Raw genomic sequence first — 26,949 nt, 5'->3', positions numbered from 1 at the left:
GCGTGGGCGTGACCGGCGCCGGCACCCGAGCTCGGCCGCGCTGGGCAGGAGCTCTGCCGTCACGCCGTGCGGCCGAGGAACTCGGCGATCACCGCGGCGATCGCGGCGGGGTGCGTGATCGGCACCATGTGGGCGCCCGCGGGCAGCGTGTGCGCCCTTCCCCGCGGCGCGGCGGCGGCGAGGGCCGCGGTCCAGTCCGCCGGTGCGATCCGGTCGTGGCGTCCGCGCACGACCAGCACCGGGCAGTCGACGCCGGCGAGGGCCCGCTCGATGCGGTGGCGGCGCGCGGCCGCCATCCCGCGCAGCATCGCGCCGGGCGCGGTACGGGCGTAGTCGTGGGCGAGGCGCGGCACCTGGCCGGGCCGCTCGTGGCCCGCGGTGCGCAACCAGCGGGCGGCGAGGGTAGGCCAGCCGACGGCGCGGGGATCGGTGGTCGGGCCGACGAGCACCAGCCCGGCCACCCGCGTCCGCGCCGCGGCCGCGGCGACGACCTGGCAGCTCGCGGAGTGTCCGACCAGCACCACGGGGCCGGGCGCGTCGATCCGCGCGAGCAGCCTTTCGGCGAGCGCGCACGGGTCCAGATCGGTGCTCCGCGGTGCCGGCAGGCCGAAGGCGGGCAGCTCGACGACGCCTGCGGGCGGCCCGAGCAGGTCGAGGGTGCGGCGGGGTACGGCGGCCGAGAGCCCCAGCCCGGGCACCGCCACCACCGTCGGCCGGCGCCCGCTGTGCTCCCCCGCATCGAACCCCGTCGGCACGGTTGCTCGCCCGCTCAGACGAGCCCGAGCGCGAGCATCGCCTCGGCGACCCGGGCGTAGCCGGCGATGTTGGCGCCTGCGACGTAGTTGCCGGGCATGCCGTACTCCTCGGCGGTCTCGTAGCAGCGGGCGTGGATGCCGACCATGATCTCGCGCAGGCGCTCCTCGGAGTGGGCGAACGACCACGAGTCCCGCGACGCGTTCTGCTGCATCTCCAGCGCCGACGTCGCGACGCCGCCCGCGTTGGCCGCCTTGCCGGGCCCGAACGCCACCCCGGCCTCCTGCAGGACCCGCACGGCCTTCGGCGTGGTCGGCATGTTGGCGCCCTCGCCCACGGCGATGCAGCCGCCCCGCACGAGCGCGATCGCGTCCGCTTCGTCGATCTCGTTCTGGGTGGCCGACGGCAGCGCGACCGCGCACGGCACCTCCCACACCGAGCGGTCCGCGACGAACGCGGCGTCGCCCCCGCGCCGCTCGGCGTAAGCGCTGATCCGCTCCCGGCGCACCTCCTTGACCTCCTTGAGCAGCTCGAGGTCGATGCCCTTCGGGTCGTGCACGAACCCGGAGGAGTCGGAGCAGGCGACAACCCGGCCGCCGAGCTGGTGCACCTTCTCGATCGTGTAGATGGCGACGTTGCCCGAGCCGGAGACGACCACGTCCTTGCCGTCGAAGGACTCGCCGCGGGCGCGCAGCATCTCCTCGACGAAGAACGCGCACCCGTACCCGGTGGCCTCGCGCCGCACCTGGGCGCCGCCGTAGATCAGGCCCTTGCCGGTGAGGACGCCGGACTCGTAGCGGTTGGTGATCCGCTTGTACTGCCCGAACAGGTAGCCGATCTCCCGGCCCCCGACGCCGATGTCGCCCGCGGGCACGTCGGTGTGCTCGCCGAGGTGGCGGTAGAGCTCGGTCATGAAGCTCTGGCAGAAGCGCATGACCTCGCGGTCGGAGCGGCCCTTCGGGTCGAAGTCCGAGCCGCCCTTGCCGCCGCCGATCGGCAGCCCGGTCAGCGCGTTCTTGAACACCTGCTCGAAGCCGAGGAACTTCACCGTGCCCAGCAGCACCGACGGGTGGAACCGCAGCCCGCCCTTGTACGGGCCGAGGGCGCTGTTGAACTCGACGCGGAACCCACGGTTGATGTGGATGCGGCCCTGGTCGTCCTCCCAGGGGACCCGGAAGATGATCTGCCGCTCCGGCTCGCAGATCCGCTCGACGATCTTCGCGTCGGCGTACTCGGGGTGCTTGTCCACGGCGGGCCCGATGCTTTCCAGGACCTCGCGCACGGCCTGGTGGAACTCCCGTTCACCCGGGTTGCGCGCCAGTACGTCCTCGTAGATGCGCTCCAGCTCGACGTGCATCGTCCTCCTCGCTCGGCCGCCGCACCGCGTGCGGCCATCCGAGCCTAGGCGCCTCGAGGCGGCCCGCTCGGCGGGAGGCGCCCAGCGGGAAGCACGTGTGGCGAACGGCTCACCCCGCTGCGATCGCTGTGCGGCGAGGTGCCCGTTTGGCATGCTGGATGATCGTTTCCGGTGGGTGCCTCCCGCGGGCCCGCCGGGCCCGTCACCCGGAGGACGCGATGCCGCTCGACCCGCAGTTCCGCTCGGTCATCGACCAGGCCACCGCCGCCGGTGCGCTCCCGCTGGTCCAGGCCACCGCCCAGGAGACGAGGAGCCACTACCGCTCCCTCGCTGTGTCCCGGCGCGGCGCGGACTTCGTGCCGGAGCCCGTGGCGAAGGTCGTGGACGACGCGGTCGACGGCCCGGCGGGCCCGGTCCCGGTGCGGGTGTACACGCCCACCGGCGACCGCGGTCGGGTCATCACCTACCTCCACGGCGGCGGCTGGGTGGTCGGCGACCTCGACACCCACGACCCGGTGTGCCGCCGGGTGGCCAACGCGGTCGGCGCCACCGTCGTGGCCGTCGACTACCGGTTGGCGCCCGAGCACCCGTACCCGGCCCCGCTCGACGACGCGATGGCCGCGCTCGCGTGGACCGCGGACCGCTACCCCGGCCTGCCGCACGTCGTCGCGGGCGACAGCGCGGGCGCGAGCCTCGCGGCGGGCGCCGCGCTGCGGGCGCGCGACGGGAACGGGCCCGCGCTCGCCGCGCAGCTGCTCGTGTACCCGGCGACCGACCCGTCGATGAGCACCCCGTCGATGCGGGACAACGGCGAGGGCTACTTCCTCACCCGCGCCGACATGGCCTGGTTCTACGACCAGTACCTGCCGGACCGGGCCCGGCGCGGCGAGCCGCACGTCGACCTCCTGCACGCCCCGGACCTCGCCGGCCTGCCGCCCGCGGTCGTCGCGACCGCCGAGTTCGACCCGCTGCGCGACGAGGGCGACGCCTACGCGCAGCGCCTGCGCGCGGCCGGCGTCGCGGTGCGGCACGTGCCGGGCCCCGGGCTGATCCACGGCTACTTCGCCTTCCTCGGCGTCGTGGCCGAGGCGGACGCGCGCAGCCGGGAGGTCCTCGCCGCGCTCGACGACCTGCTGCCCTGACGCCCCCTCAGGTGGCGTCGGCGGCGGAGAGGGCGTGGGCGGCGAGCAGCCGCAGCTTCTCGTCGCTCTCGCTGCCCTTGTCGGGGTAGTAGACGACGAGGATGACGTCGTCGACGGGGAACTTGTCGCGGTGCAGGTGCAGCCGCCCGACGACGGGGTGGTTCACCGTGGTCGTGCCCCCGTCGAGGGTGCGCACGTCGTGGCGGGCCCACAGGGTGCGGAACCGCTGGCTGGCCAGCGACAGCTCCCCGACGAGCTCGACGAACCGGGGGTCGTCGGTGTCGTCGCCGATGGTGGTGCGCAGGGCGGCGACGAACTGGGCGGCCGCCTTCGGCCAGTCCTCGTGGAAGGCCTGCTCCTCGGGGTCGAGCATCAGCGAGCGGAGCCGGTTCTCACCCGGCCGCAGCCGGGGGGAGAACGCGAGGGCCATGCGATTGGAGGCCAGGACGTCGAAGGCCCGGCCCTCGACGAACGCGGGGAGATCCAGGTGGGCGAGCAGCTGGTGCAGCCGCGGCGGCACCCGCTCGGCCCGCTTGCGGCGCCGCGTGCGGGGGCGGGCCCCCACGAGGCCGAGCAGGTAGGTCCGTTCGACGTCGTCGAGCTGCAGGACGCGCGCGATCGACTCGAGCACCTGGGGTGAGGGGTTCTTGTCGCGCCCCCGCTCCAGCCGCAGGTAGTAGTCGGCGCTGATCCCGGCGAGCAGCGCCACCTCCTCCCGGCGCAGGCCGGGCGTGCGGCGGTTGCCGCCGGACGGGATGCCCGCCTGGGCCGGGGTGACCAGCTCGCGCCGGGCGCGGAGGTAGCTCCCGAGCCGGTTGGCGGAGTCGTCGTTCGGCACACCGGCAGCGTAGGCCGGTGCGGTCGTCGGAGAGGGGGTCCTGGCAGGACCCGGGACGACCGGGGCACCACCTCTCCCGGCGGAGGCGCCCGAGCATGGGATCACCTCAGGCAGAAGGGATGATCTCGTGGACGTCTCCAACCGCACCGTCCTGATCGTCGGCGGGACGTCGGGCATCGGCCGCGAACTGGCCCGGCGGTTCGCCGAGGCGGGCAGCACCGTCGTCGTCGGCGGTCGGAACCGGCAGGCGCTCTCCGAGCTCGCCGGCGAGGGCTTCGGCACGGTCGCCGTCGACGTCACCGACGCCGCCTCGGTCGCGTCCGCCCGGGACGACGTGCTCGCCGGCCACCCCGAGCTGGACACCGTGGTGACGATGTCCGGCGTCATGATCATGGAGGACCTGCGGGACCCGGCGCACTTCGCGACGGCCGAGAAGACGATCGACACCAACCTGCTCGGCACCATCCGGGTGATCGACGCCTTCACCCCCCACCTGGTCGGGCGGGGCGCGGGCACGTTCATCACCGTCACCTCCGGCATCGCGTTCCTCCCGTTCCCGCCCATGCCGTCCTACGGCGCCTCGAAGGCCGCGGTGCACGCGTACTCGGAGGCGCTGCGCGCTCAGCTCGCGGGCACCGGCGTCGGCGTCGTCGAGCTGGTGCCGCCCGCCGTCGCGACCGCCGGTCAGGAGAAGGTGAACCCGCGCGCGCTGCCGCTGGACGACTTCGCCACCGAGGTGATGCAGCTGCTCTCCCAGGAGCCGACCCCGGACGAGATCCTGGTGGAGGGGGTCCGCGGGCACCGCTGGGCCGAGCGCGACGGCACCTACGACGAGCTCGTCGCCCAGCGCGCCCAGGCCCTCGCCTTGCTCCCCGGCCGTAGCGGCTGACCCGATCTCCGCACCGCCCCGCCGAGGGCGACTACCGGAGCGGGCGGATGAACTGGGCGTGGTCGGGACAGCGGTCCCGGTAACCCAGGCTGCGGTAGATCGCGTGCGCCGTGGCGCGGTCGCGGGGGCTGGACAGCCGCACCGCGTCGCACCCGGAGGTCCACCCCCGGATCGTGGCCCACCCCGCCGGCGGGAGTGCGCGGTCCGGGTACGGTCCCCGGCGCCGGGAGACGCCCACGATTCGGATCGGAGGATGATGCAGCGATCGACCCGCGGCGCACCCGTCCGCTCGCTCGACCGGGGTGCAGACGGCACGCAGGCGCGGCTGCTGCTGGTCGAGGACGACGAGCGCATCCGGCAGGCGCTGGGGCTGGCGCTCGCGGACGAGGGCTGCGAGGTCGTCGAGGCCGGGTCGGGCGAGGAGGCGTTCGACCTGCTCGAGACGACCCGGGTCGACGTCGTCCTGCTCGACCTGATGCTGCCCGGCGTCGATGGCCTGGACGTCTGCCGCACCCTCCGGGCCCGCGGCGACCTGCCGATCATCATCGTCTCGGCACGGGCGGACTCGGCGGACGTGATCGAGGGGCTGGAGGCGGGCGCGGACGACTACGTCACGAAGCCGCTGGTCGCGAGCGAGCTCGCCGCCCGCATCCGGGCGCTCCTGCGCCGCAGGCACCCCGCCGACGCGGCCCGCAGGTCGCTCGTGGTCGGCGAGATCGAGATCTTCCCGGACGAGGAGGTCGTGCGTCGGGCCGGGACGCAGGTGCACCTGACCCGCACCGAGTTCCGCCTGCTGGTCGAGCTCGCCGCCGCCGAGGGCCGGGTCGTGACCCGGGAGGAGCTGCTGAAGCGGGTGTGGGGATACGACTACTTCGGCGACACCCGCCTGCTGGACGTCCACATCCGGCGGCTGCGGCGCAAGGTCGAGCGGGACCCGGACGCCCCGGAGTCCGTGCTCACCGTGCGCGGGCGCGGGTACAAGGTGAGCGGCACCGCGTAGGACGGGTGCAGATCGTGCCGCTCACGCTCCGCCGGCGGGTGGCGACCGCGTTCGGGCTGGGCTCGCTCCTGCTCACAGGGGTGCTCGCGGCCGCGACCTGGAACCTGGCCGGCGACTACATGCTCCGCCAGCGCGAGCAGAGCGCCGTCCGCCAGGCCGAGGTCAACGCCCTGCTCGTCGCGAACTCGCTGCGGAGCGGGTCGGAGGGCCTCGGTGAGCTGCTCGCCGGGTTGACGTCAGATTCCCCGACGTCGGTGCTGCTCCAGCGGCCCGGGGGGTGGATCACCAGCGGGCGCCGCATCGACCCGACCGTGCTGCCGGACGACCTCATGGATGAGGCCTCGGCCGGTGTCCCGGCCAGCAGGCGGCTCGACGTCGACCGGGTCCCGGTGATGGCCGTCGCGGTCCCGACCGGGGGCGGTTCCGACGTCTTCGTCCAGCTCTTCCCGCTCCTGGAGCTGCACCGGTCGCTGAGCTTCCTCGGCGTCGTCCTCGTGGCCGGGGTCGCGTCGAGCGGTTTCCTCGGCTTCGGGCTCGGCGCGTGGGCGAGCCGGCGGGCCCTGCGCCCCTTGGCCGAGCTGACGGCGGCCGCGTCGCGGGTGGCGAGCGGCGAGCTGCACACCCGACTGCCGCAGTACCGCGACCGGGACCTCGCCGCGCTCGCGACCGCCTTCAACGACACGACCGAGGCGTTGGAGGCGCGGGTCCGGCGGGACGCCCGGTTCGCCGGTGACGTGAGTCACGAGCTGCGGTCGCCGCTCACCACGATGACGAACGCGGCGGCGGTGCTGCGGCGGCGGCGCGCCGAGCTCACCGGCGCGGCCGGCCAGGCCCTCGACCTCCTGTTGTCGGAGGTGGCGCGGTTCGAGCGGATGGTCGTCGACCTGCTCGAGATTTCCCGCGACCACCAGCAGGCGGACGGGCCCACCGGCGAGATCGTCGATCTGGCCGAGCTGGTGCGCAACGTCCTCGCCGCCCGGTCGCGCGCGCCGATCGCGGTGGAGGTCGGCGCACCGCCGCCGGTGGTGCAGGGGGACCGGCGCCGGCTCGACCGGATCGTGTCCAACCTGCTCGACAACGCCGACCGGTACGCGGGAGGTGCGGTGCGGCTCGCCGTGCTCCGAGCGCGCGGGCGGGTCCGCATCGAGGTCGACGACGCCGGGCCGGGCGTCCCCGAGGACATGCGGGAGCGGGTGTTCGAGCGCTTCGCGCGCGGCACCCAGGCCGGTCAGCGCGGGCAGGGCGGCGGGAGCGGGCTCGGGCTCGCGCTGGTCGCCCAGCACGTCCGGCACCTCGGCGGCCGCGTGTGGATCGAGGACCGGCCGGGCGGCGGCGCGCGGTTCGTCGTGGAGCTGCCCGAGGCCGAGCACTGAGCGCGCCGCGTCAGGCCGGGTCGAGGCGCAGCTCGACCATCGGCAGCACCGGGTCCGTCTCGCCGATGTGCTCGCCCAGCGTCTCCTCGAGGACAGGCCGGAACCGGTCCCACGCCCGCGGGTGCCTGCGGCGGTAGGCCGCGAGCACGCGCCCGGCCTCCCCGGGCCCGAGCACCCGCGCGGTCGCCGGCCGCGGCCCGCGACCGCGGACCTGGACGCGGACGCGGGGGTTCGCCCGGACGTTGCGGAACCACTGGGCGCGCCGCCCGAACCCGGACGCCACCACGTAGGTGTCCGGGTCGGGGTGGTCGATCACCTCCAGCACGACCTGCCGCGGGATGCCGGTCGCCCGCCCGGTGTGTTCGAGCATCAGCAGCCGCGACCCGAACAGGAACCCGAGGCGGGCGCGGTAGACCCAGATCGGGGCGCGCACGAGCGCGCGGGTGCGCAGGATCCGCACCCCGACCGCGGTGGTGAGTCGGGACGGGGACTGCTTCGTGCCCACCATCGGCCTCCGTTCGTCGGAACGGACGTTACGGGGTTCCCCGCCGACCGTCGCCCCGCACGATGGGCGGATGGCCGCGCGGCTCGAGGTGGGGCTGCTCGGCCCGGTCGAGGTGCGCCGCGACGGTGCGACCGTGGCGCTCGCCGGCTGGAAGTGACCCGTCACCGGGTCAGCACGGCACCCTGGCCGTTGTCGAACACCTCGTTGTCGCCTTCCTCGAGCTCGTGGCCGCGGGCGGTGATCCCGATGCGGTTGCCGAAGATGGTGTTCTTCGAGATGTCGAACGCGCCCTCGGTGTCGATGTAGATCCCGTACCGCTCGTTCCGGCCGATCGTGTTGCCGCGCACCGCGGTCCCCACGGACTCGCTGACCAGCCGGACACCATCCTTGCCGTTGCCGCGCACCTCGTTGTCCGCCACGACGTTGTCGCGCCCGGTCTGGGTGATGGTGATGCCGGACTCGGCGTTGTCGTAGACCTTGTTGCCGCGGATCGTGTTGCCGTTCGACTCGTTGATGTTGATCCCCTGGGCGGCGTTGTCGAACGTCTCGTTGCCCTCGATGACGTTGTTGTCCGACCGGAGGTACATCACGATGCCGTGGTGCTCGTTGGCGTAGACGACGTTGTCGCGCACCACGCTGTCCACGCAGTCCTCGGCGAGGATGATCCCGTGCTTGCCGTTGTGGTGCACCCGGTTGCCCTCGATCGTCATGTTGCGTGAGCCGGTGTGCGGGTCGACGCCGTAGAGGACGTTGTCGTGGAACTCGTTGTCGATCACCTGCAGGCCGTCGACCTCGTGCGAGTAGAGACCGAAGTAGAGGTTCGACACGACGCTGTCGGTGATGCTCCCGGTCGTTCCCTCGGTCCGCCACGCGAGCCCGTACGCCTCGACGTCGCCCGATCCGAGGTAGCGGATCTCCGAATCGCGGATCGTCATCGTCGCGCCGTCGCGGGCCAGCACGTAGCTGCGGCGGTCGGTGTGGTTCTCGTCGACCCGCCCGTTCGCCTCGTCCCAGGAGGTGATGCACACCCCCTCGACGGTGATCCCGCCGCCGAGGGCCGTGATCGCGACGAACGCGCCGTCGCCGCTCGCCATCTTGAGCCAGCGCACGTCGGGGGCGGAGATGCGCAGGGATGCGTCGGTGAGCACGGTGATGTTGGCCTCGAGCAGCCACTCGCCGTTCCCGAGGTCGCGCAGCGCCGAAGCGGGCACCTCGTCGCCGAGCGTCGGGATCGTGACGTCCTCCCCGCGGGCCACCGTGATCGTGTTGCTGGCGCGGTCGAACCGGACCTCCGCGTCACCCGGCTCCGGCGCGGGATCCGGCGGCGGGGTGTTGTCCCGCACGCACGGCCTGACCGGGTCGGCCGGTCGGTGGGCCGGCACGTCCAGGCGCGGCAGCGGATCCGGCGGTGTCGTGCACGCGGCGGCGAGGACGGCGAGCATCCCCGCGATCACGCACCGGGCGAGCAGGCGGCGGGTCGCGGACGACGTGTCTGCCAACGAGAGCTTCCTCCGAGGGGTCGTGCTGCGGTGGAGCCGACGGGCACGCTAGTTGCCCACAGCGCGCGTCCGGGCCCCCGTCGGGAGCGATGCGGATCCCGCCCCCCGGTCGGGCTCATCCGGCCTGAACTGGGCGAATTCGTCCACGGCGACGCGGAGGAGGCGATCCGCGGGGCCGTCGGGGCGCCGCTCGGGGGAACCTGACGATCACCTGACGAATCGCCGGCGGCGCCGCACGCACCACCCCCTGGCCGGCCTCGGCGGTCACGGCGCCGCCGCGCACGAAGCCGAGGACCTCGGCGACGAGCCGGCCCGGGTCGGCGTCCATGGCGTTGTGCGCCTGCCCGGCGAGGACCACCATCCGGGCGCCGGGCACGGCGGCCGCGACGGCGTCGGTCGACGGCTTCAGCGACGGCGCGCTCTCCAGGTCGACCAGCAGCAGCGTCGGCACGGTGAGGGCGGCGAACCGCACCGGCGGCCGAACAGGTCGACCGGGCCGCGATGTCGTCCGCGACCGCGTCCGACACCGCCGCGGCGTCGGCGAACTCGCGGTCGATCGGGTAGCCGTCCGCGTCGCCGCCGGCGCCGCGCCGGTCGACGGCGTGGACCGTCGCGGTGCGGGTCGACGAGCGGCAGCACCGGGCGCGGCGGTCGTGGTCGGCCGCCGCGCCGTGGACCGGGACCAGCGACGGGCCGTCCCCTCCCCGCGAGGGAGCACACAGCCCGGCCCGGGCCGGTCCGGAAGGCAGGGCCCGGATGCACTAGCCCGACGTGGACCGCCCGCCCGGCTCCGCACGCGGGCCCACCCGTCCGGCCCCGCCTGGGACCGGCCCGGCGGGGCCGCCGACCCGCACGGGCTCCGGGGTCACCATGCGCGCCGTCCACCAGACGCTCCGGGCGAGGGAACCACCACCGCGGCGGCCGACCGGGGACGTCACGGCGCCGGCGGCAGGTCGACGAGCTCACCCAGCCGTGCCCGGTGGGCGCCGGCCGTGCCGAACGCGATCTGGTCGGCCTTCGCGCGCTTGAGGTACAGGTGCACCGGGTGCTCCCAGGTCATGCCGATGCCGCCGTGCAGCTGCAGGGCCTCCTCGGCCGCGGTCACGGCGAGGTCGCTGCAGAAGGCCTGCGCGACCGCGGTCGCGACCTCGAGGTCGGGTTCGCCCGCCGCCAGCGCGGCGGCGGCGTGGCGGGCGGCCGCGTTCGCCCCGTCCACCCCGGTCGCGAGGTCGGCGAGGCGGTGCTTGAGGGCCTGGAACCCGCCGACGACGCGGCCGAACTGCTTGCGCTGCTTCAGGTACGCGACGGTCTCGTCGAGGCACCAGCGCGCCACGCCGAGCTGTTCGGAGGCGAGCAGGGCGGCGCCGGCCAGCAGCCCGCGGCGGATCGCGGCCTCGGCGCGCGCGACCACCGGCGTGCCGGTGACCCCGTCCAGGCGGACGTCGGCCAGCTGCCGGGTCATGTCGAGCGACACCACCGGCTCCCGGGTGGTCTCCGCGGCGGTGACGGCGTGCAGCGCGAGCCCGTCCCCGGTGTCGACGGGCACGAGCAGGACGTCGGCCTCCAGCGCGCCTGCGACGCTGGTGACGGTGCCGGTGAGCCGGCCGTCGGCGGCGCGGACCGCGGGGATCGCGCCGTACGGTGTGGTGGACAGCGGCACGGCCAGGGCGGCGGTCCGCTGCCCGGCGCCGAGCTCGGCGAGCAGGTCGCCGCCGGTGCCGGTGAGCACGTCGGTGGTGAGCACCGTGGTGGCGACGACCGCGCTGGTGAGGAACGGCACCGGCGCCGCGGTGGCCCCCAGCTCCTCCAGCACGACGGCGGCCTCCCGGGCCGACGCGCCGGCGCCCCCGTGCTCCTCGGGCACGAGCAGCCCGGCGAGGCCGAGGTCGGTGGCCAGCGCCTTCCACAGCGGCGCCACCAGCGCTCGGTCGCCGTCGTAGAGGGCGATCACCGAGCTCGGGTCGCAGCGGTCGGCGAGCAGGTCGCGCACCGAGGCCCGCAGGTCGTCCTCGACGTCGGTGTAGAGCAGGTCCAGCTCGCTCATTTCGCCAGGTCCTTCCAGGGGACGTCCTTGTCGACGCGGGGCTCGGGCGGGAGGCCGAGGACGCGCTCGGCGACGATGTTGCGCAGGATCTCCGAGGTGCCGCCCTCGATGGAGTTGCCCTTCGAGCGCAGGTACCGGTAGCCGGCGTCGCGGCCGGTGAAGTCGACCCGCTCGGGCCGGACCATGGTCCAGTCCGAGTAGCGCAGCCCCTCCTCGCCCAGCAGCTCCAGCTCGAGCCCGGACAGCTGCTGGTTGATCCGGGCGAAGGTCAGCTTCATCGCCGCCCCTTCCGGGCCGGGCCGCCCCCGGGCGAGCTTCTGCCGCAGCCGCGTCCCGGTGAGCCGGGCGACCTCCGCGTCGACCCACAGCCGCAGCAGGCGGTCGTGCAGCTCCGGGGTGCGCCGCTCGGGGCGCTCCCGCCAGGTCCGCGCGACCACGCCGATCATGCCGCCCTCCCGCGGTGTGGGGCGGCCGCCGATGGCCACGCGCTCGGTGTTCAGGGTCGCGGTCGCCACCGTCCAGCCCTGGCCGACCTCGCCGACCCGGTGGGCGTCGGGGATGCGCACGTCGGTGAGGAACACCTCGTTGAACTCGGCCTCGCCGGTGATCTGCCGCAGCGGCCGGACCTCCACCCCGGGGTCGGTCATGTCGCACACGAAGTAGGTCAGGCCGCGGTGCTTGGGCACCTCCGGGTCGGTGCGGGCGACCAGGATGGCGAACCGGGCGAGGTGCGCGCTGGAGGTCCACACCTTCTGCCCGTTGACCACCCACTCGTCGCCGTCGCGCACCGCGCGGGTGGCGAGCGCGGCGAGGTCGGAGCCGGCGCCGGGCTCGCTGAACAGCTGGCACCAGATCTCCTCCCCGGTCCACAGCGGCCGCAGGAACCGCCGCTTCTGCTCCTCGGTGCCGAACGCGAGGATCGTGGGCGCCGCCATGCCCAGCCCGATGACGTTGGACTGCGGGTTGTTGTCGGGCGCCCCCGCCGCGGCGAACACCGCGTCCACCTCGGGCTGCCAGGCCTGCGGCAGGCCGAGCCCGCCGTGGCCCTCGGGGAAGTGCACCCAGGCCAGGCCGGCGTCGTAGCGGGCGCGCAGGAACGCGAGCCGCTCGGTGGTCGCGGGGTCGTGCTCGGCGAGGAACCGCTCGACGCGGCGGCGCAGCTCGTCGCGGGTGATCGGGTCGCTCATCGCGTCTCCTCGCGCTTGCGGGCCTGGCGGCGCAGCTCGGCGCGGGCCAGCGCGTTCTTGTGGGTCTCGTCGGGCCCGTCGGCGAACCGCAGGGTGCGGATGCTCGCGTACGCGCGGGCGAGCGGGAAGTCCTGGGACAGCCCGCCCGCGCCGTGCACCTGGATGGCCTTGTCCAGGATCCACTGCACCGTGGCCGGGGTGGCGATCTTGATGGCCTGGATCTCGGTGTGGGCGCCCTTGTTGCCGACGGTGTCCATCAGCCACGCGGTCTTGAGCACCAGGAGCCGCAGCTGCTCGACCCGCACCCTGGCCTCGGCGATCCAGTCGCGGATCACGCCCTGGTCGGCGAGCGGCTTGCCGAACGCGACCCGCTCCTCGGCGCGGGCGCACATCAGCTCGATCGCCCGCTCGGCCACGCCGATGGAGCGCATGCAGTGGTGGATCCGCCCCGGGCCGAGGCGGGCCTGCGCGATGGCGAAGCCGTCGCCCTCGTTGCCGATCAGGTTCTCGGCGGGCACCCGCACGTCGGTGAAGACCAGTTCGGCGTGGCCGCCGTGGTCGCGGTCGTCGTAGCCGAACACCTCCATGCCGCGCACGACCTCCACGCCGGGCGTGTCGCGCGGCACGAGGATCATCGACTGCTGGCGGTGCCGGTCGGCGGTGGGGTCGGTCTTGCCCATCACGATGAAGATCCGGGCGTTGGGGTTCATCGCCCCGGTGATCCACCACTTGCGGCCGTTGATGACGTAGTGGTCCCCGTCCCGCTCGATGCGGGTGGAGATGTTGGTGGCGTCCGACGAGGCCACCGCGGGCTCGGTCATCGCGAACGACGAGCGGATCTCGCCCTCGAGCAGCGGCTCCAGCCACTGCTTGCGCTGCGCCTCCGTGCCGAACAGCGACAGGACCTCCATGTTCCCGGTGTCCGGGGCGGAGCAGTTCAGCGCGGGCGGCGCGAGGGGGCTGCGGCCGGTGATCTCGGCGAGCGGGGCGTACTGCAGGTTGGTCAGCCCCGCGCCGTGCTCGCCCGGGAGGAACAGGTTCCACAGCCCGCGGCGGCGGGCCTCGGCGCGCAGCTCGGCGAGCACGGGCACCGAGTCCCACGCCCACGGGTCGTCGAGCGCGTCGAGCTGCTCGTGGTACACCGGCTCGGCCGGGTGCACGTGGCTCTCCATGAAGTCCAGCAGGCGAGCCCGCAGCTGTTCGGTGTGCGGGTCGAAGGCGAAGTCCATCAGCGGTACTCCTTCACTGCGGTGAGCCCGATGTCGAGCACGGCGTGGACGGTGTCGCCGACCCGCTCGAAGCCCGGGCCGACGGTCTGGCCGTGCAGGTGCCGGTAGTGGATGCCCTCGGAGATGACGGCCAGCTTGAACGCCGCGAGCCCGAGGTGGAAGCCGAACCGCGACACCTCGCGCCCGCCGTGCGCGGTGTAGCGGGCGACGATCTCGTCCTCGGACGGGAACCCGGGCGCCGCGGCGACGTCGGTGATCGCCTCGCCCGCCCGGTGGTAGATCAGCAGCAGCGCCAGGTCGGCGAGCGGGTCGCCCAGCGTCGCCATCTCCCAGTCGAGCACGGCGGTCACGGTGTCGGACGCGTCGACCAGGACGTTGTCCAGCCGGAAGTCGCCGTGCACGATGCTCGCCGCCGTCTCGGCCGGGACGTCGGCGGCGAGCAGGGCGTGCAGCTCGTCCGCGGCGGGGAGATCGCGGCTGCGCGAGGCGTCCAGCTGCTTCTTCCACCGGCGGACCTGCCGCTCCAGGTAGCCGCGCGGGCGCCCGAAGTCGGCCAGTCCGACGGCGGCGGGATCGACCGCGTGCAGGGCGGCGAGGGTGTCGACCAGGCCCTCGGCGATGGTCCGCGTGCGCCGCGGCCCGAGCGGGGCGAGCTCGGCGGCCCACCGGTAGGGCCTGCCCTCGACCCGCTCCATCACGTAGAACGGGGCGCCGAGCACGTCCTCGTCACGGCACAGCGCGTACGTCGCCGGCACCGGCACGGCGGTGTCGCGCAGCGCGGAGATCACCCGGTACTCGCGCGCCATGTCGTGCGCGGTGGCGAGCACGTGCCCCAGCGGAGGGCGGCGCACGACCCAGCTCGCGGTCCCATCGGTGACGACGTAGGTCAGGTTCGACTTGCCGCCCGCGACGAGCTCGGCCGACAGCGGCCCGCCCGGTTCCGGCAGCGGAGCCGTGGCCCACCAGGCCGTGAGCCGCTCCAGGTCGAGGCCCGGCGGCGACGTCACGCCGTCGGCCCGCCCGCGACGTAGAGGACCTGGCCGGAGACGAACCCGGCCCCCTCGCTCACGAAGAACGACACCGCGTGCGCGATGTCCTCGGGGCGGCCGGTGCGGGCCACCGGGATCTGCTCGGCGGCGCGCTTGGTGAACTCCTCGAACGGCACGCCGATCCGCTCCGCGGTGGCGGCGGTCATGTCGGTCTCGATGAACCCGGGCGCGATCGCGTTCACCGTGACGCCGAACTTGCCCAGCTCGATGGCGAGGGTCTTGGTGAAGCCCTGCAGCCCGGCCTTGGCCGCCGAGTAGTTGGCCTGGCCGCGGTTGCCCAGCGCCGAGGTGCTCGACAGGTTCACGATCCGGCCCCAGCCGGCCTTGACCATGTACTGCTGCACGGCGCGCGACACCAGGAACGCACCGCGCAGGTGCACCGACATCACGGCGTCCCAGTCGTCGACGGTCATCTTGAACAGCAGGTTGTCCCGGATGATCCCGGCGTTGTTGACCAGCACCGACGGCTCGCCCAGCCCGTTGGCCACCCGGGCCACGGCCGCCTGCACCGCGGACTCGTCGCCGACGTCGGCGCCGACGGCGAGCGCGCGCCCTCCCTCGCGTTCGATCGCCTCGACGACGCGCCTGCCTGCGGCCTCGTCCAGGTCGAGCACGGCGACGGCGAAACCGTCGGCGGCGAGCCGCTTCGCGACCCCTGCCCCGATTCCGCGGGCGGCGCCGGTGACGATGGCGGTGCGGGTGGTCATGCGGTGGTCTCCTCGGTGGGTTTCGGGTGGGACATCAGGCGGCGCCGGTCAGGGTCACGCCGCCGTCGACGACCAGGAGCTGGCCGGTGATCCAGCCGGCGTCGGGGGAGAGCAGGAACGCCACCGGGCCGGCGACGTCGGTGGGGACGCCGAGCCGCTTCAGCGGGTAGGCGGCGGCCACCTCGTCCTCGCGGCCCTCGTAGAGCTTGGTGGCGAACCTCGTCTTCACCACGGCGGGGGCGACGGCGTTGACCCGGACATCCGGGGCCAGCTCGACCGCGAGCTCCTGGGTGATGTGGGTGAGCATCGCCTTGCTCGCGCCGTAGAAGCCGATCCCCGGGGCTGGCCGGGTGCCGGCGATCGAGGACACGTTGACGATCGCGCCGCCGTGCTCGCCCATCCACGCGCGGTGCACGTGCTGGGTCCACGAGAGCGCGGCGAGGCAGTTGACCTCGAAGATCTTGCGGGCGGCCCCGAGGTCCAGCTCGATCATCGGGCCGTACACCGGGTTGATGCCGGTGTTGTTGACCAGCAGGTCCGCCCCGCCGAACGCCTCGACCGCCCGCCGGACGGTCTCGGCCTGGTGGTCGGTGTCGTCGGCCCGGCCGGGGACGCCGAGCGCGTGCTCCGGGCCGCCGAGCTGCGCCACGGCGGCGTCGAGCGCCCCGGCGTCGCGGCCGGTGATGACGACGCGCGCGCCGCCGTCGACCAGGCGCTGCGCGATGGCGAGCCCGATCCCGCGGCTCGCCCCGGTCACGATCGCGGTCCGGCCCGCGAACCGCGGGCTCACGACAGCCGCTCCAGCACCATCGCCATGCCCTGGCCGCCGCCGACGCACATCGTCTCCAGCCCGTACCGCTTGTCGTGGAACTGCAGCGAGTGGATCAGCGTCGTGGTGATCCGGGCGCCGGTCATCCCGAACGGGTGACCCACGGCGATCGCGCCGCCGTTGACGTTCAGCTTCTCCGGGTCGACGCCCAGCTGCCTGGCCGACGGGATGACCTGCGCGGCGAACGCCTCGTTGATCTCCACGAGGTCGATGTCGTCGATGGTGAGGCCGGCCCGGGCGAGGGCCTGCCGGGACGCCTCGACCGGGCCGAGGCCCATGATCTCGGGGGAGAGGGCGCTCACCCCGGTGCTGACGATCCGGGCGAGCGGCGTGACGCCCAGCCGCTCGGCCTTCGCGTCGGACATGACCACCAGCGCGGCGGCGCCGTCGTTGAGCGGGCAGCAGTTGCCCGCGGTCACCGTGCCGTTCGGGCGGAAGACCGGCTTCAGCGCCGCGACGGCCTCCATCGTGACGCCGGGGCGCGGGCCGTCGTCGGCGTCGACGACGGAGCCGTCGGGCAGCGTCACCGGCGTGATGTCGCGGGCCCAGAAGCCGTCGGCGATGGCCTTCTCGGCGCGGTTCTGCGAGCGGACCCCGAACGCGTCCTGCTCCTCGCGGGTCACGCCCATGTGCTGGGCGACGTTCTCGGCGGTCTGCCCCATCGCGACGTAGACGTCGGGGAGGCGGCCCTCGGTGCGCGGGTCCACCCACGTCCCGTCGCCCGCGGCGAGCGCCTCCGTGCGGGCCTTCGCCTCGGCGAACACCGGGTTGGCGGTGTCGGGCAGCCCGTCGGCGTTGCCCTTGCCGTACCGGCTGACCGTCTCGACGCCCGCGGAGACGAACACGTCGCCCTCGCCCGCCTTGATCGCGTGCAGCGCCATCCGCGTGGTCTGCAGGCTCGACGAGCAGTACCGGTTGACCGTCGTCCCGGGGACGGTGTCGAGCCCGGCCAGCACCGCGACCACCCGGGCCATGTTGAAGCCGGACTCGCCCGCGGGCTGCGCGCAGCCCAGCATCAGGTCGTCGATCTCGGCCGGGTCGAGCTGGGGCACCTGAGCCAGGGCCGCCTGCACCATCTGGACGGCCAGGTCGTCCGGCCGCACGTCCTTGAGCGATCCCTTGTTCGCCCGGCCGATCGGCGATCGGGCGGCGGCGACGATGACGGCCTCGGGCATCCGGACTCCTCAGCTGCTAACTAAGCGCTTGCTTAATTCGGAGCCTGCGGTACCGCGGGGGTGCCCGTCAACCCCCGTCGGTGTCCGTGAGGCACGACACCCGCCGCATGCGCGGATAATCGGCCGGCGATGACCAACACGTCCGGGCTCACCCGCGCCGACGCCACCCGCGCCCGTCTGCTCGACGCGGCGATCGCCGCGTTCGCGGCAAAGGGTTTCCACGGGACCACCACGCGCGACGTCGCGGCGGCCGCCGGGATGAGCCCGGCCGCGCTCTACGTGCACCACAGGTCGAAGGAGGAGCTGCTCTACCTGATCTCCCGGGCGGGGCACGAGGCCACCCTGCGGCTGGTGCAGGACGCGATCGGCTCCTCCGACGACCCGGCCGTCGCGCTGCGCCGGGTGATCCACGACTTCGCCGTGCACCACGCGCGCGGCCACACCAGCGCGCGGATCGTGAACTACGAGCTCGCCGCCCTCACCCCGGAGCACTTCGCCGAGATCCGCGAGCTGCGCCGCCGGATCGAGGCCGAGCTGCGCGCGCTCATCGAGCGGGGCGTGGCGGCGGGCGTCTTCACCGTCCCGGACCCGAGCATGGCCTGCACCGCCCTGCTCTCGCTGGGCATCGACATCGCCCGCTGGTACCGCGAGGAGGGGCGCTGGTCGCCGGAGGACATCGGCGAGCGGTACGCCGAGATGGCGCTGCGGATGGTGGGCGCCCCGCCGGCCTGACCGTCACAGCCAGGTGAGGCGCCCGCCGTGGGGGTCGGCGAGGGCGAGCGGGTCGTCGTCGAGGGTGAGGACGAAGCGGCCGGAGGCGTCGGCACCCGCCGGAAGCCGATCCGACACGCCGGGCAGCACGTGCGCCGCTTCGAGGCCGATCCGGAGAGCGCCGAGCTCGCCCACCAGCTCGACGAACGTCCTGCGCCTGGCCTCGTCGAGGTAGACCAGCGCGGCGCTGTGCAGCACGACCGGGGTGAGCCCGCGGGGGACGCGGCGGAGGAGGTCCGGCAGGTCGTCGACGAGGTCGCCCGCTTCGACCCGCACGCCGGTGCGGCAGGCCACGGCGAGGGCCGCGCGCAGGATGCGGGCACGCTCGCGGTGCTCGGGCCACACGAGGCACTCGAGCCAGCGCCGCACCTCCGGACGAGCCGGGTCGAGGGGGTTCAGGTCGAGGCCGACGCGCCACGCGATCTCCGGTACGCGTTCGGGGAGGGGGACGTCCCCCTCGACCGCGCACTCGAGCACGGGCCCCGTGACGGAACGCCGCCCGACGACGTGGTCGCGACCGGGACCGGTGTAGCGGTAGCGCCACGCGTCGAACAGGAGGCAGAGCCCCGCGCTCGCGCCCACCTCGACGAGGGCGAGGGGCTCGGGCTCGACCCGGGCGAGCGCCGGCAGCAGGAGGGCGCACCGCCCGACCTCGTTGGTCTGGGTGCGACGGGCGTTCACCTCGTCGAGCACGGTGGTGCGGTTGCGCCGCACCCAGGCGAGGGCGGCCGGAGGGTCGTCGACCGGGACGCCGTGCCACCGCAGCACGCCGAAGAGCAGGTTCGGCTGCCGTTTCGCCGCCGGCAGCTCGGCGAGCAGGTCGAGCGCGGCGTCGTCGCGGCTCACGGCGAGGGCGAGGGCTTCGTAGGCGGGTGAGGATCCGCGGGCCTCGACCGCCGCGAACCGCTCGAACCTGCTCCGCACGTCGTCGCGAGCAGTCACGCCGCGAGCGCTCGGGACCGCCATGCCACCGATGATCCGCGCCGGGTTCGTGGGACGCTGGGCGGCACTCCCTGACGAGCGATCGACGGCGATCCGACGGAACGGAGGGGCGGACCGGTGAGCACGAGCGTGACCGAGCTGGTGGACCAGCTGGTGAAGCAGTACGACCGACCCGACGCGGTGGCCGCCGAGCTGCTGTGCCGCAGGCACCCGCGGGACGCGGTGGCGTTCACCGTGGTCGAGGCCGACCTGTCGAGCCGCGACGTGACGTTCGGCGAGCTCGACGAGGCGTCCGGCCGGGTCGCCGCGGGCCTGGCCGCGCTCGGGGTGGGGAAGGGCGACCGCGTCGCGACGCTCATGGGCAAGTCGGTGGAGCTCGTGACCGCGCTGATGGGCATCTGGCGCCTCGGCGCGGCGCACGTGCCGCTGTTCACCGCGTTCGCCCCCGCGGCGATCGCGCTGCGGGTCACCGGCAACGGCACGAAGGTCGTGATCGCCGACCCGGACCAGCGCCCCAAGCTCGAACCCGGCCCCGACATGCCCGTAGAGCGGGAGTGGCGGGTGGTCACCACGGGCGTGCCCGCGGGCGGGGACGTCGGGTTCGCCGACCTGCTCGCCACCGACGCCCCGGCGCCGGACCCGGTGCCGGTCGGCGGCGACGGCACGCTGATCGAGCTGTTCACCTCCGGCACCACCGGTACCCCGAAGGGCGTGCCCGTGCCGCTGCGGGGGCTCGCGGGCATGCACGCCTACCAGGAGCTCGGCCTGTACCACACCGACGACGACGTGTTCTGGAACGCGGCCGACCCGGGCTGGGCGTACGGGCTGTACTACGCGGTCGTCGGCCCGCTCGCCACCGGCAGGCGCAGCCTGCTGCTGCGCGCCGGGTTCTCACCGGAGCTGACCTGGAACGTGCTGTCGCGCTTCGGGGTCACCAACTTCGCGGCCGGCCCGACCGTGTACCGCGCGCTGCGCAACAGCGGCCTGCCGGTACCGGGCGACCTGCGGCTGCGCCGCTGTTCCTCGGCGGGCGAGCCGCTCACCCCCGACGTCGTGACCTGGGCCGAGCGCGCGCTGGGCGTGCCGGTGCGCGACCACTACGGCCAGACCGAGACCGGGATGGTCGTCGCCAACGCCTGGCACCCCGACCTGGTGGCCGCCATCAAGCCCGGCTCGATGGGCCGCCCGCTGCCCGGGTGGCGGGTCGAGGTGCTCGCCGCGGACTCCGACGAGGTCGTGCCCACCGGCGAGCAGGGGCGGGTGGCCGTCGACGTGCCGGCGAGCCCGCTGATGTCGTTCACCGGCTACCGCGACGCCCCCGAACGCACCGCGGAGCGGTTCAGCCCCGACCGGCGCTGGTACTACACCGGCGACGTCGCCACCAAGGACGCCGACGGCTACCTCACGTTCGGCTCCCGCGACGACGACGTGATCCTCATGGCCGGGTACCGGATCGGGCCGTTCGAGGTCGAGAGCGTGCTGGTGCAGCACCCCGCGGTGGCCGAGGCGGCGGTGGTCGGGGAGCCGGACGAGCTGCGCGGGGAGGTCGTCGTCGCCCACGTCGTCACCCGGCCGGGCACCGAGACCGGCGACGAGCTCGCCGCCGAGCTGCAGCAGCTGGTGAAGACCCGGCTCGCCGCGCACGCCTACCCGCGCCGGATCCACTTCGTCTCCGAGCTGCCCAAGACCCCCAGCGGCAAGATCCAGCGCTTCCTGCTGCGGCAGCGCGGCGGTCGGCCCACCGCGTGAGGCCCGCTCGCCGACGGGCCCGCCGGCGGCCACCGTCCGGGGTCAGGCGAAGGCGGGGAGGACGTGTTCGCCGATCGCGTCGACCGTCCGCAGCGCGACCTCTCCGGGGACGCCGAGCGGGGCGACGCGGAGCTGGACCTGGGTGACGCCCGCGTCGCGCAGGCGCTCCAGCCCGTCGCGCACCGCGTCGACGCCGCCGACGAGGAGCGGCTCGGGGTCGCCGTCGGCGCGGCCGATGTCCCACGCTCCCCGGCTGCGGTAGTAGCCCACGACCCGATCGAGGTACCGATCGGCCGGCCCGGCATCGGGCCCGACGATGCAGAGCCGGTTCACCGCGACGTCGCCCGCGCCACCCGCGGCCCGGTACGCCGCGGCCTGCGCCGCCACCAGCCGGTCCGAGTGGTTCGTCGCGCCGTACCAGCCGTCGCCGAGCTCGACCGCGCGCCGGATGGCGGCCTGGCCGCGCCCGCCGACCAGCACCGGCGGGCCGCCCGGTCGGTGCGGCCCCGGAACGACCGCAGGGCGCCGCCACAGCTCCCGGAGCCGGACCAGCAACCCGTCCAGCACGCGGCCGCCGGGCAGGTCGGGGCCGCCGAGCGCGCCGCGCAGCGCGTCGCCGCCGAGACCGACCCCCAGCGTGAGCCGGCCGTCGCTGAGCTGGTCGAGCAGCGCGGCCTCCACGGCCAGGCGGTCCGGGTGGTGCGCGCGGGCCAGCAGCACCCCGGTCCCGAGCCCGAGCGTGGTGCGGGCGGCCAGGTGGGCGAGGACCAGCAGCGGCGACGGCAGGTGGAACGGTTCCGGTTCCGGGTGGTAGCTCTCCCCGAGCCAGACCGAGTCGAACCCGGCCGCCTCGGCGGCTCGCAGCAGCGGCTCCGCCGTCCGCACCTGGCGGGCGACGGGTCCCGCTGCCGGGTCGCTCCCGAGATCCAGGGCCAGTCCGACGCGCATCACTTGATCGCGATCGCGTTGCTCGGCGAGCCGGCGCCGCCTGCGAGGTTGAGCGGGGACGCGGTGAGCAGGAACTCGTAGCGCCCGTCCGCGGCGCAGTCCGCGGCCAGCTCGTCGAGGGCCCACAGCTCGCCCATCGCCATGCCGAGCAGGGCGATGAGCGGACGGTGGATCATGCCGTTGTGGTCGGGGCCGCGTTCCGGCCGGGGGAGCCCGTCGACGAAGAAGTCGGAGTCCTGCGGGGGGAACCGTTCGACGCCGGTGTTGTCCGCGGCGACCATCGCGACCCGGTGGTCCCAGAGCCACCGCACCACCGCTTCGGTCTGGGCGAGGCCCGGGGTGGAGCGGGCGGCGTTGAGCTCGGTGCGCTCCTGCGGGGTCAGCGCGAGGTACCGCCCGGCCCATCCGGTGCGGATCAGCAGCAGGTCCCCCTCTTCGAGCGCGACGCCCTGCGCTTCGACGACGGCGTCGAGCAGGTCGGCGTCGAAGGCCGTCGGGTCGTTGAGCTGCAACGGCCGGCCCTGCGCGGCGAGGTACCGGTCGACGTCGAGGAGGACCCCGCGCCCCGCGATGCCGGCTCGCGCGTAGTTCTGGATGCCCAGGACGTCGCTGGAGTCGTTGATCTCCTCCTTCGTCCGGCCGCCGTAGAAGCCGTGCTCGGGGTGCCCGATGTGGCGCAGGGAGTCGATCTGGGAGGACGACTGCATGTAGAACGAGTCCACCCAGTCGTCGCGGTGGTAGGGGTTGTTCGCGAACGTGTGGTGCTGGGCGGGCCGACGGGTCCCCGAGGGGTAGGGCTCGAAGGCGTTCACCGGGTGGTCCAGGTTGAACCGCCGTCCGGTGCGGACCAGCCCCGCGGCGCGCACCACGCGGTCGGGGGTGAGCAAGTTCAGGGTGCCGAGTTGGTCGTCGGCGCCCCACAGGCCCCACGCCGAACCCGCGGGTGCGTCGGTGCGGGCGAGCAGCTCGTCGTAGGTCGGGATCGTCTTCGGGATCGTCGTCGGAATCGTCACGGCACCATTCCTCGGGTCGTTGGCGGGGCGGGCGTACCGGGCCGGTCGGGGGCGTCGGCCAGCATGTCCTTGCCCCTGGTCTCGGGGAGGAAGTAGGCGGCGGCGAACGCGGCCAGGCTGAGCACCGACATGAACGCCGCCAGCAGCCACGGCCTCCCGCCCGCCGCGGTGATCAGGCCGAGGGCGGTGACGGGGGCGATCGAGGCGAGCAGCGCGGTGCTGAGCTCGCGGGAGAGCGCCACGCCCGTGTAGCGGTGCCGGGGCTCGAAGAGCTCGGTGAGGAACGCGGCCTGCGCCCCGGTCAGCGCCTGGGTGAACGGCGCCATGATCAGCACGTGGGCGGCCCAGAAGGAGACGTCGGTGCCGGCCAGGATCAGCATGAAGTACGGGAAGCTGCCCACGGCGCCGAGCGCCGTCATGACCATGTAGATCGGGCGGCGCCCGTACCGGTCCGACAGCCGCCCCGCGACCGGGGTGAGGAGGAACGCGGCGATCGCGCCCAGCAGCGAGCCGAGGAGCACACCGGTGCGGCTCACCCCCTGCTCGACGCCGAACGTGAGCGAGTACGTGGAGCTGACGTGGGCGTTGAAAGCGATCGGCGCGGTGAGCAGGATCGCGAGCACCAGCGTCTTCGGAGACTTCCGGAATATGACGAAGAACGGGATGCTGTGCGATTCCCGGCGGGCCCGGAGCTCTTTGAAGACCGGTGATTCCGACAGCCGCAACCGCATGACGAGGCCGATGACGACGAGCACGAAGCTGATCAGGAAGGGCAGCCGCCAGCCCCAGCTGTAGAGCTGCTCGTCCGGCAGCTGGAACACGGTCAGGCCGACCGTCGTCGCCAGCGTGATGCCCCCGTAGACGCCGGTGCCGGGCAGGGAGGCCCAGTACCCGCGCCGGTTGGCCGGGGCGAACTCCGCGACCATCACGAACGAGCCCGCGAACTCGGCGCCGGAACCGAGGCCCTGCAGCAGCCGGAGCGCGACGAGCAGGACCGGGGCGAGGATCCCCACGGACTCGTAGGTCGGCAGCAAGCCGATCAGCGTGCTGCACACGCCCATCATGATCAGGGTGAGGCTCAGGGCGGTCTTGCGGCCGAACCTGTCGCCGATGTGGCCGAACACGATCGCACCCAGCGGGCGGGCGATGTAGCCGGCGCCGAAGGTCGCGAGGGCGGCCAGCGTCCCCGCGGTACCGGAGAACGAGGGGAAGAAGATCGTCGCGAAGATCAGCGAGGCCGCCTGCGCGTAGACGAACATGTCGTACCACTCGAGGATGGTGCCGACGACCGTCGCGGGGATCAGGGTTCGACGCTGCTGATTCCACGACGTCGTCGTCGGGGAGGCACTCATGGAGGAACTCCAGTCTGCTCGGGGAAGGGCTAGGAGGTGGCCGTGGACCCGCGGCGGATCGCGGCGACGGTGTCGGCTGCCGCGGCGGCCAGCATCGATGCGTCGTTGGTGCAGATGACGAAGGCGTCGCCCGCGTCGAGGGCCGCGCTCGCCGCCGAGGGGGAGCCGGCCGCGGAGCCGACCGGGACGCCTGCGTCCCCTGCGGCGGCCCGCGCGGCGGCGAGCAGGTCGGACACGTCGCTGCGGCCGACGTCCATCGCGAGGTCGGCGGCGCCGAGGAACACGGCGTCGACGCCCGGGACGGCCGCGATCGCTCGGGCCTCCCGGACCGCCTGGGCGCTCTCCAGCTGGGGGATGCAGAGCACCTGCTCGTTGCCGTAGCGCACGTAATCCGCGCGGGGCAGCCGACCCCACCGCCCCGCGTGGCCGGTGGATCCCGCCCCGCGGGTGCCGTGGGGCGGGAACCGGCAGGCGCGGGCCAGGGCATCGGCCTGCTCCGCGGTGTCCACGTGCGGGACGAGGACGCCCGCTGCGCCCGCGTCGAGCACCCGCTGGATCGTCGAGGCGGCGTGGTCGGGCACGCGCACCAGCGGCGCCAGGCCGGACGCGCGCGCCAACGAGATCATCGTCTGGGCGGTGCCGAGGTCGAGCAGGGTGTGTTCGAGGTCGACCACCACGAAGTCGAAGCCGGCGTGCGCCATGATCTCGACGGTGGTCGGCGAGCTCAGCTTCACCCACGTCCCGAGCGCCTGCGCCGGCAGCACGTCGCTCACGGCGCGGGGTACTCGTCGGCGTTGAGCACCCAGCCTGGCTTGGCCGAGAAGTCGCGCCGCGGGGGCGCGAAGATGTCGACCAGCTGGTTGAGCCCGGCACCCACGGCTTCGCTGGTGTGCACCGTCGGCGGGGGGATCACCGCGACCGAGGGGCTGGGGAGGGTCTCGTGGACGTCCTCGCGCCAGCGGGAGCGGGCGGTCGTCCACGGCGTGCGGATGTGGTGGGTGAACTCGCCGCGCACCGCCAGCGAGACCTGCTCGAAGTCGTCGTGGTGGTGGGGCGACAGCTTCTCCGGATCGCGCGGGCCGTGGTGCGGGTAGAGGAAGTTGACCATGAACGAACGGGTCCGGAAGATCCGCCCGAAGCGGTCCGGGGCGCGCTCGATCCCGCCGACCGGGTAGACGCGCAGCCGGTCGCCGTCCACCGGGGCGGGCCAGCGGTCCGCGACCGCCACCCGCGGGTGCGGCTCGGCGTACGACGCGGCGTTGACGGCGCGCTCCGCCACCCCGGGGGCGTCCGGCCGGAACAGCCGCACCAGGTGCGTGGCGCCCACCGCCACGACCTCGCTGTCCCCCGGCGGCACGACGATCAGACCCTGGCCGGAGAGCTCCACCTCCGCGCCGCCCGCACGCGCGCGGACGGCGGAGGTCTCGTGCGGCAGCAGCACCACGTACTCGTCGGGGTCGCCGGTGCGGGGGAGGACCTCGCCCGCGACCGCCTCGGTGTAGGCGAGCACGACGTTCTGCGCCCGTACGTACCAGGTGCGCGAGCCGAGGTCGCTCACCTCGGTCGGTGCGGTGGTGGTGAAGTCCGCGAACTCCGGGGCGGCGATGCCCTCGTCGCCCGTCGGCCGGTCGGCGGTGGCGAGCTGCGAGCGCGGATCGGTCGACGCGAAGGCCATCAGTCCTCCAGCCCGAGCAGGAAGGCCGGGTTGTCCCGGGTCATGCGCTGGAGGTCCTTCTCGTCGACGCCGAGGTCGAGCAGGATCTCGCCCACCCGGAGGAACGCGTCGACGGGCAGCTCCCGGTTGGCCTGCCCGAGGTCGGACGCCAGCACGGTGTGTTCCGGGCCGAGCGCGTCGATCCAGTCCTTGAGGATCTGCGGGTCCCACTTCTTCGTGCCCTTCGGGTCGTACATGGACACCTCGTGCTCGACGTACGACCCGAGCGCCACGAGCCGGCGGGCCTGCTCCGGTTCCGCCCCGATGACGTAGTTCGGGTGGCTGACGACCATCCTGCGGACGCCGCGCGCCTTCGCCTCGGTGAAGACCTCCTCGATGCTGTCGGGGTCCATGTGCCCGCCGGAGAGCAGCGCGCCGCTCTCGGCGACCAGGTCGAGGACCTCGTGCAGCTCGTCGAGCAGGCTCCCGTCCTCCTTGCGGATCGACACCTCGACGTTGCGCAGCTCGACCGTCGCGCTGGGGAAGCCGACGCCTTCGGGGTGGCAGTCGATGTGCCGGCCCGAGGAGAAGGTCGGCAGCCAGACCGCCCTACCGCCCATCCGCAGCGACATCTCGACGGCGTAGGGGTTCACCCCGCCGACCTGGTTGTTCATCGCGATCCCGCCGAAGGCGCGACAGCTCGACCCGGCGAGCTCGTCCTTCATCGACAGGAGGTCCATCACGGTGTTGTGGTGGTGCGACTTGCACAGGATCCCCCGCATCCCCAGCCGTTCACCCGCGTCGCGGGCGGCCTCGGCGTGGGTGAAGCGGCGGGGGAACGGGCTCGGCCCGGAGTGCACGTGGAGATCGACGGATCCCCAGAGGATGTCGGTGATCGCGGTCACGGGGTGGGCTCCTCGTCTCGCTGCTGTGGCGGGACATGT

The 26,949-nt window shown here is 74.0% G+C and carries 27 protein-coding genes; 7 read left to right on the top strand and 20 right to left on the bottom strand.

The window, feature by feature from the left end; all coding sequences use genetic code 11:
• Positions 1 to 59 precede the first annotated feature (59 nt).
• Positions 60 to 755: an alpha/beta fold hydrolase gene (locus VKZ81_RS33125; protein WP_324245694.1), complete on the bottom strand. Its 696-nt coding sequence runs from the start codon at positions 753 to 755 to the stop codon at positions 60 to 62.
• Between the two features lie 14 nt (positions 756 to 769).
• A complete protein-coding gene (gdhA, locus tag VKZ81_RS33120) occupies positions 770 to 2,110 on the bottom strand; it encodes an NADP-specific glutamate dehydrogenase (protein ID WP_324245693.1) in 1,341 nt (446 codons plus the stop codon).
• A 218-nt stretch (positions 2,111 to 2,328) separates the two neighbouring features.
• Between gdhA and VKZ81_RS33115 the strand changes: the two genes are divergently transcribed.
• On the top strand, positions 2,329 to 3,252 hold the full coding sequence (locus tag VKZ81_RS33115) for an alpha/beta hydrolase (RefSeq protein WP_324245692.1): 924 nt from the start codon (positions 2,329 to 2,331) through the stop codon (positions 3,250 to 3,252).
• Positions 3,253 to 3,259: 7 nt separating this feature from the next.
• On the opposite strand, the gene VKZ81_RS33110 is transcribed toward VKZ81_RS33115, so the two are convergent.
• Complete coding sequence (locus tag VKZ81_RS33110; RefSeq protein ID WP_324245691.1) at positions 3,260 to 4,090, bottom strand: helix-turn-helix transcriptional regulator; 831 nt, start codon at positions 4,088 to 4,090, stop codon at positions 3,260 to 3,262.
• Positions 4,091 to 4,217: 127 nt separating this feature from the next.
• On the opposite strand from VKZ81_RS33110, the gene VKZ81_RS33105 reads away from it, so the two are divergent.
• The 3 genes from VKZ81_RS33105 (at position 4,218) to VKZ81_RS33095 (ending at position 7,352) form a co-directional block, all read left to right on the top strand.
• Positions 4,218 to 4,979, top strand: a complete 762-nt coding sequence (locus VKZ81_RS33105; RefSeq protein WP_324245690.1) for an SDR family oxidoreductase — start codon at positions 4,218 to 4,220, stop codon at positions 4,977 to 4,979.
• 253 nt (positions 4,980 to 5,232) lie between these two features.
• Positions 5,233 to 5,979: a response regulator transcription factor gene (locus tag VKZ81_RS33100; RefSeq protein WP_324245689.1), complete on the top strand. Its 747-nt coding sequence runs from the start codon at positions 5,233 to 5,235 to the stop codon at positions 5,977 to 5,979.
• Positions 5,980 to 5,993: 14 nt separating this feature from the next.
• Positions 5,994 to 7,352: a sensor histidine kinase gene (locus VKZ81_RS33095; protein WP_324245688.1), complete on the top strand. Its 1,359-nt coding sequence runs from the start codon at positions 5,994 to 5,996 to the stop codon at positions 7,350 to 7,352.
• A 10-nt stretch (positions 7,353 to 7,362) separates the two neighbouring features.
• Here VKZ81_RS33095 and VKZ81_RS33090 read toward each other — a convergent pair whose 3' ends face one another.
• Positions 7,363 to 7,857 carry a nitroreductase family deazaflavin-dependent oxidoreductase gene (locus tag VKZ81_RS33090; protein WP_324245687.1) on the bottom strand — a complete coding sequence of 165 codons (495 nt, stop codon included), beginning with the start codon at positions 7,855 to 7,857 and terminating at the stop codon, positions 7,363 to 7,365.
• Here VKZ81_RS33090 and VKZ81_RS33085 point away from each other — a divergent pair.
• On the top strand, positions 7,850 to 8,014 hold the full coding sequence (locus tag VKZ81_RS33085) for a hypothetical protein (RefSeq protein WP_324245686.1): 165 nt from the start codon (positions 7,850 to 7,852) through the stop codon (positions 8,012 to 8,014). The genes VKZ81_RS33090 and VKZ81_RS33085 overlap by 8 nt on opposite strands.
• 4 nt (positions 8,015 to 8,018) lie before the next feature.
• On the opposite strand, the gene VKZ81_RS33080 is transcribed toward VKZ81_RS33085, so the two are convergent.
• From VKZ81_RS33080 to VKZ81_RS33040, 9 genes are all read right to left on the bottom strand, one after another.
• A complete protein-coding gene (locus VKZ81_RS33080; protein ID WP_324245685.1) occupies positions 8,019 to 9,356 on the bottom strand; it encodes a right-handed parallel beta-helix repeat-containing protein in 1,338 nt (445 codons plus the stop codon).
• A gap of 115 nt (positions 9,357 to 9,471) precedes the next feature.
• Positions 9,472 to 9,807 carry an alpha/beta fold hydrolase family protein gene (locus tag VKZ81_RS33075; protein ID WP_324245684.1) on the bottom strand — a complete coding sequence of 112 codons (336 nt, stop codon included), beginning with the start codon at positions 9,805 to 9,807 and terminating at the stop codon, positions 9,472 to 9,474.
• Between the two features lie 483 nt (positions 9,808 to 10,290).
• The gene (locus VKZ81_RS33070) at positions 10,291 to 11,400 is read right to left on the bottom strand and encodes an acyl-CoA dehydrogenase family protein (protein WP_324245683.1); all 1,110 of its coding nucleotides are present in this window, start codon (positions 11,398 to 11,400) and stop codon (positions 10,291 to 10,293) included.
• Positions 11,397 to 12,587 (bottom strand): acyl-CoA dehydrogenase family protein, encoded by a 1,191-nt coding sequence (locus VKZ81_RS33065; protein WP_324245682.1) that lies wholly within the window; start codon positions 12,585 to 12,587, stop codon positions 11,397 to 11,399. Before VKZ81_RS33065 ends, VKZ81_RS33070 begins: the two co-directional genes overlap by 4 nt.
• On the bottom strand, positions 12,584 to 13,816 hold the full coding sequence (locus VKZ81_RS33060; protein ID WP_324245681.1) for an acyl-CoA dehydrogenase family protein: 1,233 nt from the start codon (positions 13,814 to 13,816) through the stop codon (positions 12,584 to 12,586). Before VKZ81_RS33060 ends, VKZ81_RS33065 begins: the two co-directional genes overlap by 4 nt.
• Positions 13,816 to 14,823 (bottom strand): phosphotransferase family protein, encoded by a 1,008-nt coding sequence (locus tag VKZ81_RS33055; protein WP_414709539.1) that lies wholly within the window; start codon positions 14,821 to 14,823, stop codon positions 13,816 to 13,818. Before VKZ81_RS33055 ends, VKZ81_RS33060 begins: the two co-directional genes overlap by 1 nt.
• Positions 14,820 to 15,572: a 3-oxoacyl-ACP reductase FabG gene (fabG, locus tag VKZ81_RS33050; protein ID WP_324245680.1), complete on the bottom strand. Its 753-nt coding sequence runs from the start codon at positions 15,570 to 15,572 to the stop codon at positions 14,820 to 14,822. Before fabG ends, VKZ81_RS33055 begins: the two co-directional genes overlap by 4 nt.
• Before the next feature lie 34 nt (positions 15,573 to 15,606).
• Complete coding sequence (locus tag VKZ81_RS33045) at positions 15,607 to 16,362, bottom strand: SDR family oxidoreductase (protein WP_324245679.1); 756 nt, start codon at positions 16,360 to 16,362, stop codon at positions 15,607 to 15,609.
• Positions 16,359 to 17,576: an acetyl-CoA C-acetyltransferase gene (locus tag VKZ81_RS33040; RefSeq protein ID WP_324245678.1), complete on the bottom strand. Its 1,218-nt coding sequence runs from the start codon at positions 17,574 to 17,576 to the stop codon at positions 16,359 to 16,361. Before VKZ81_RS33040 ends, VKZ81_RS33045 begins: the two co-directional genes overlap by 4 nt.
• 129 nt (positions 17,577 to 17,705) lie before the next feature.
• Between VKZ81_RS33040 and VKZ81_RS33035 the strand changes: the two genes are divergently transcribed.
• Complete coding sequence (locus tag VKZ81_RS33035) at positions 17,706 to 18,308, top strand: TetR-type transcription factor C-terminal domain-containing protein (protein WP_324245677.1); 603 nt, start codon at positions 17,706 to 17,708, stop codon at positions 18,306 to 18,308.
• A gap of 3 nt (positions 18,309 to 18,311) precedes the next feature.
• Here VKZ81_RS33035 and VKZ81_RS33030 read toward each other — a convergent pair whose 3' ends face one another.
• Positions 18,312 to 19,313, bottom strand: coding sequence for a DUF2332 domain-containing protein (locus VKZ81_RS33030; RefSeq protein ID WP_324245676.1), 1,002 nt, complete (start codon positions 19,311 to 19,313; stop codon positions 18,312 to 18,314).
• 93 nt (positions 19,314 to 19,406) lie between these two features.
• Here VKZ81_RS33030 and VKZ81_RS33025 point away from each other — a divergent pair, with 93 nt between their 5' ends.
• Positions 19,407 to 21,038, top strand: a complete 1,632-nt coding sequence (locus VKZ81_RS33025) for an AMP-binding protein (protein WP_324245675.1) — start codon at positions 19,407 to 19,409, stop codon at positions 21,036 to 21,038.
• 42 nt (positions 21,039 to 21,080) lie between these two features.
• Here the strand turns inward: VKZ81_RS33025 and VKZ81_RS33020 are convergent, their stop codons facing one another.
• The 6 genes from VKZ81_RS33020 to VKZ81_RS32995 are packed head-to-tail and all read right to left on the bottom strand — an operon-like array spanning position 21,081 to position 26,910.
• Positions 21,081 to 21,986 (bottom strand): LLM class flavin-dependent oxidoreductase, encoded by a 906-nt coding sequence (locus tag VKZ81_RS33020; RefSeq protein WP_324245674.1) that lies wholly within the window; start codon positions 21,984 to 21,986, stop codon positions 21,081 to 21,083.
• Entirely contained in the window at positions 21,986 to 22,999 is a 1,014-nt protein-coding gene (locus VKZ81_RS33015; protein WP_324245673.1) for a cyclase family protein, read from the bottom strand. Before VKZ81_RS33015 ends, VKZ81_RS33020 begins: the two co-directional genes overlap by 1 nt.
• On the bottom strand, positions 22,996 to 24,351 hold the full coding sequence (locus VKZ81_RS33010) for an MFS transporter (protein WP_324245672.1): 1,356 nt from the start codon (positions 24,349 to 24,351) through the stop codon (positions 22,996 to 22,998). The genes VKZ81_RS33015 and VKZ81_RS33010 overlap by 4 nt, the downstream gene beginning before the upstream one ends.
• Before the next feature lie 29 nt (positions 24,352 to 24,380).
• Complete coding sequence (locus tag VKZ81_RS33005) at positions 24,381 to 25,124, bottom strand: HpcH/HpaI aldolase family protein (RefSeq protein ID WP_324245671.1); 744 nt, start codon at positions 25,122 to 25,124, stop codon at positions 24,381 to 24,383.
• Complete coding sequence (locus VKZ81_RS33000; protein ID WP_324245670.1) at positions 25,121 to 26,026, bottom strand: cupin domain-containing protein; 906 nt, start codon at positions 26,024 to 26,026, stop codon at positions 25,121 to 25,123. The genes VKZ81_RS33005 and VKZ81_RS33000 overlap by 4 nt, the downstream gene beginning before the upstream one ends.
• A complete protein-coding gene (locus VKZ81_RS32995) occupies positions 26,026 to 26,910 on the bottom strand; it encodes a DUF6282 family protein (protein ID WP_324245669.1) in 885 nt (294 codons plus the stop codon). Before VKZ81_RS32995 ends, VKZ81_RS33000 begins: the two co-directional genes overlap by 1 nt.
• Between the last annotated feature and the right edge of the window lie 39 nt (positions 26,911 to 26,949).

It is taken from the genome of Pseudonocardia sp. (assembly GCF_035305885.1).
Taxonomy (GTDB): Bacteria; Actinomycetota; Actinomycetes; order Mycobacteriales; family Pseudonocardiaceae; genus Pseudonocardia.
The sequence above is the reverse complement of the archived record's forward strand: the minus strand, read 5'-3'. Positions and strand labels throughout refer to the sequence as shown.

What these genes read in the sequence shown, in the direction of transcription:
- gdhA (WP_324245693.1), bottom strand. Translation starts at nt 2,110, where the DNA reads ATGCACGTCGAGCTGGAGCGCATCTACGAGGACGTACTGGCGCGCAAC.
- VKZ81_RS33115 (WP_324245692.1), top strand. Translation starts at nt 2,329, where the DNA reads ATGCCGCTCGACCCGCAGTTCCGCTCGGTCATCGACCAGGCCACCGCC.
- VKZ81_RS33100 (WP_324245689.1), top strand. Translation starts at nt 5,233, where the DNA reads ATGATGCAGCGATCGACCCGCGGCGCACCCGTCCGCTCGCTCGACCGG.
- VKZ81_RS33070 (WP_324245683.1), bottom strand. Translation starts at nt 11,400, where the DNA reads ATGAGCGAGCTGGACCTGCTCTACACCGACGTCGAGGACGACCTGCGG.
- VKZ81_RS33065 (WP_324245682.1), bottom strand. Translation starts at nt 12,587, where the DNA reads ATGAGCGACCCGATCACCCGCGACGAGCTGCGCCGCCGCGTCGAGCGG.
- VKZ81_RS33060 (WP_324245681.1), bottom strand. Translation starts at nt 13,816, where the DNA reads ATGGACTTCGCCTTCGACCCGCACACCGAACAGCTGCGGGCTCGCCTG.
- fabG (WP_324245680.1), bottom strand. Translation starts at nt 15,572, where the DNA reads ATGACCACCCGCACCGCCATCGTCACCGGCGCCGCCCGCGGAATCGGG.
- VKZ81_RS33040 (WP_324245678.1), bottom strand. Translation starts at nt 17,576, where the DNA reads ATGCCCGAGGCCGTCATCGTCGCCGCCGCCCGATCGCCGATCGGCCGG.
- VKZ81_RS33035 (WP_324245677.1), top strand. Translation starts at nt 17,706, where the DNA reads ATGACCAACACGTCCGGGCTCACCCGCGCCGACGCCACCCGCGCCCGT.
- VKZ81_RS33030 (WP_324245676.1), bottom strand. Translation starts at nt 19,313, where the DNA reads ATGGCGGTCCCGAGCGCTCGCGGCGTGACTGCTCGCGACGACGTGCGG.
- VKZ81_RS33020 (WP_324245674.1), bottom strand. Translation starts at nt 21,986, where the DNA reads ATGCGCGTCGGACTGGCCCTGGATCTCGGGAGCGACCCGGCAGCGGGA.
- VKZ81_RS33010 (WP_324245672.1), bottom strand. Translation starts at nt 24,351, where the DNA reads ATGAGTGCCTCCCCGACGACGACGTCGTGGAATCAGCAGCGTCGAACC.
- VKZ81_RS33000 (WP_324245670.1), bottom strand. Translation starts at nt 26,026, where the DNA reads ATGGCCTTCGCGTCGACCGATCCGCGCTCGCAGCTCGCCACCGCCGAC.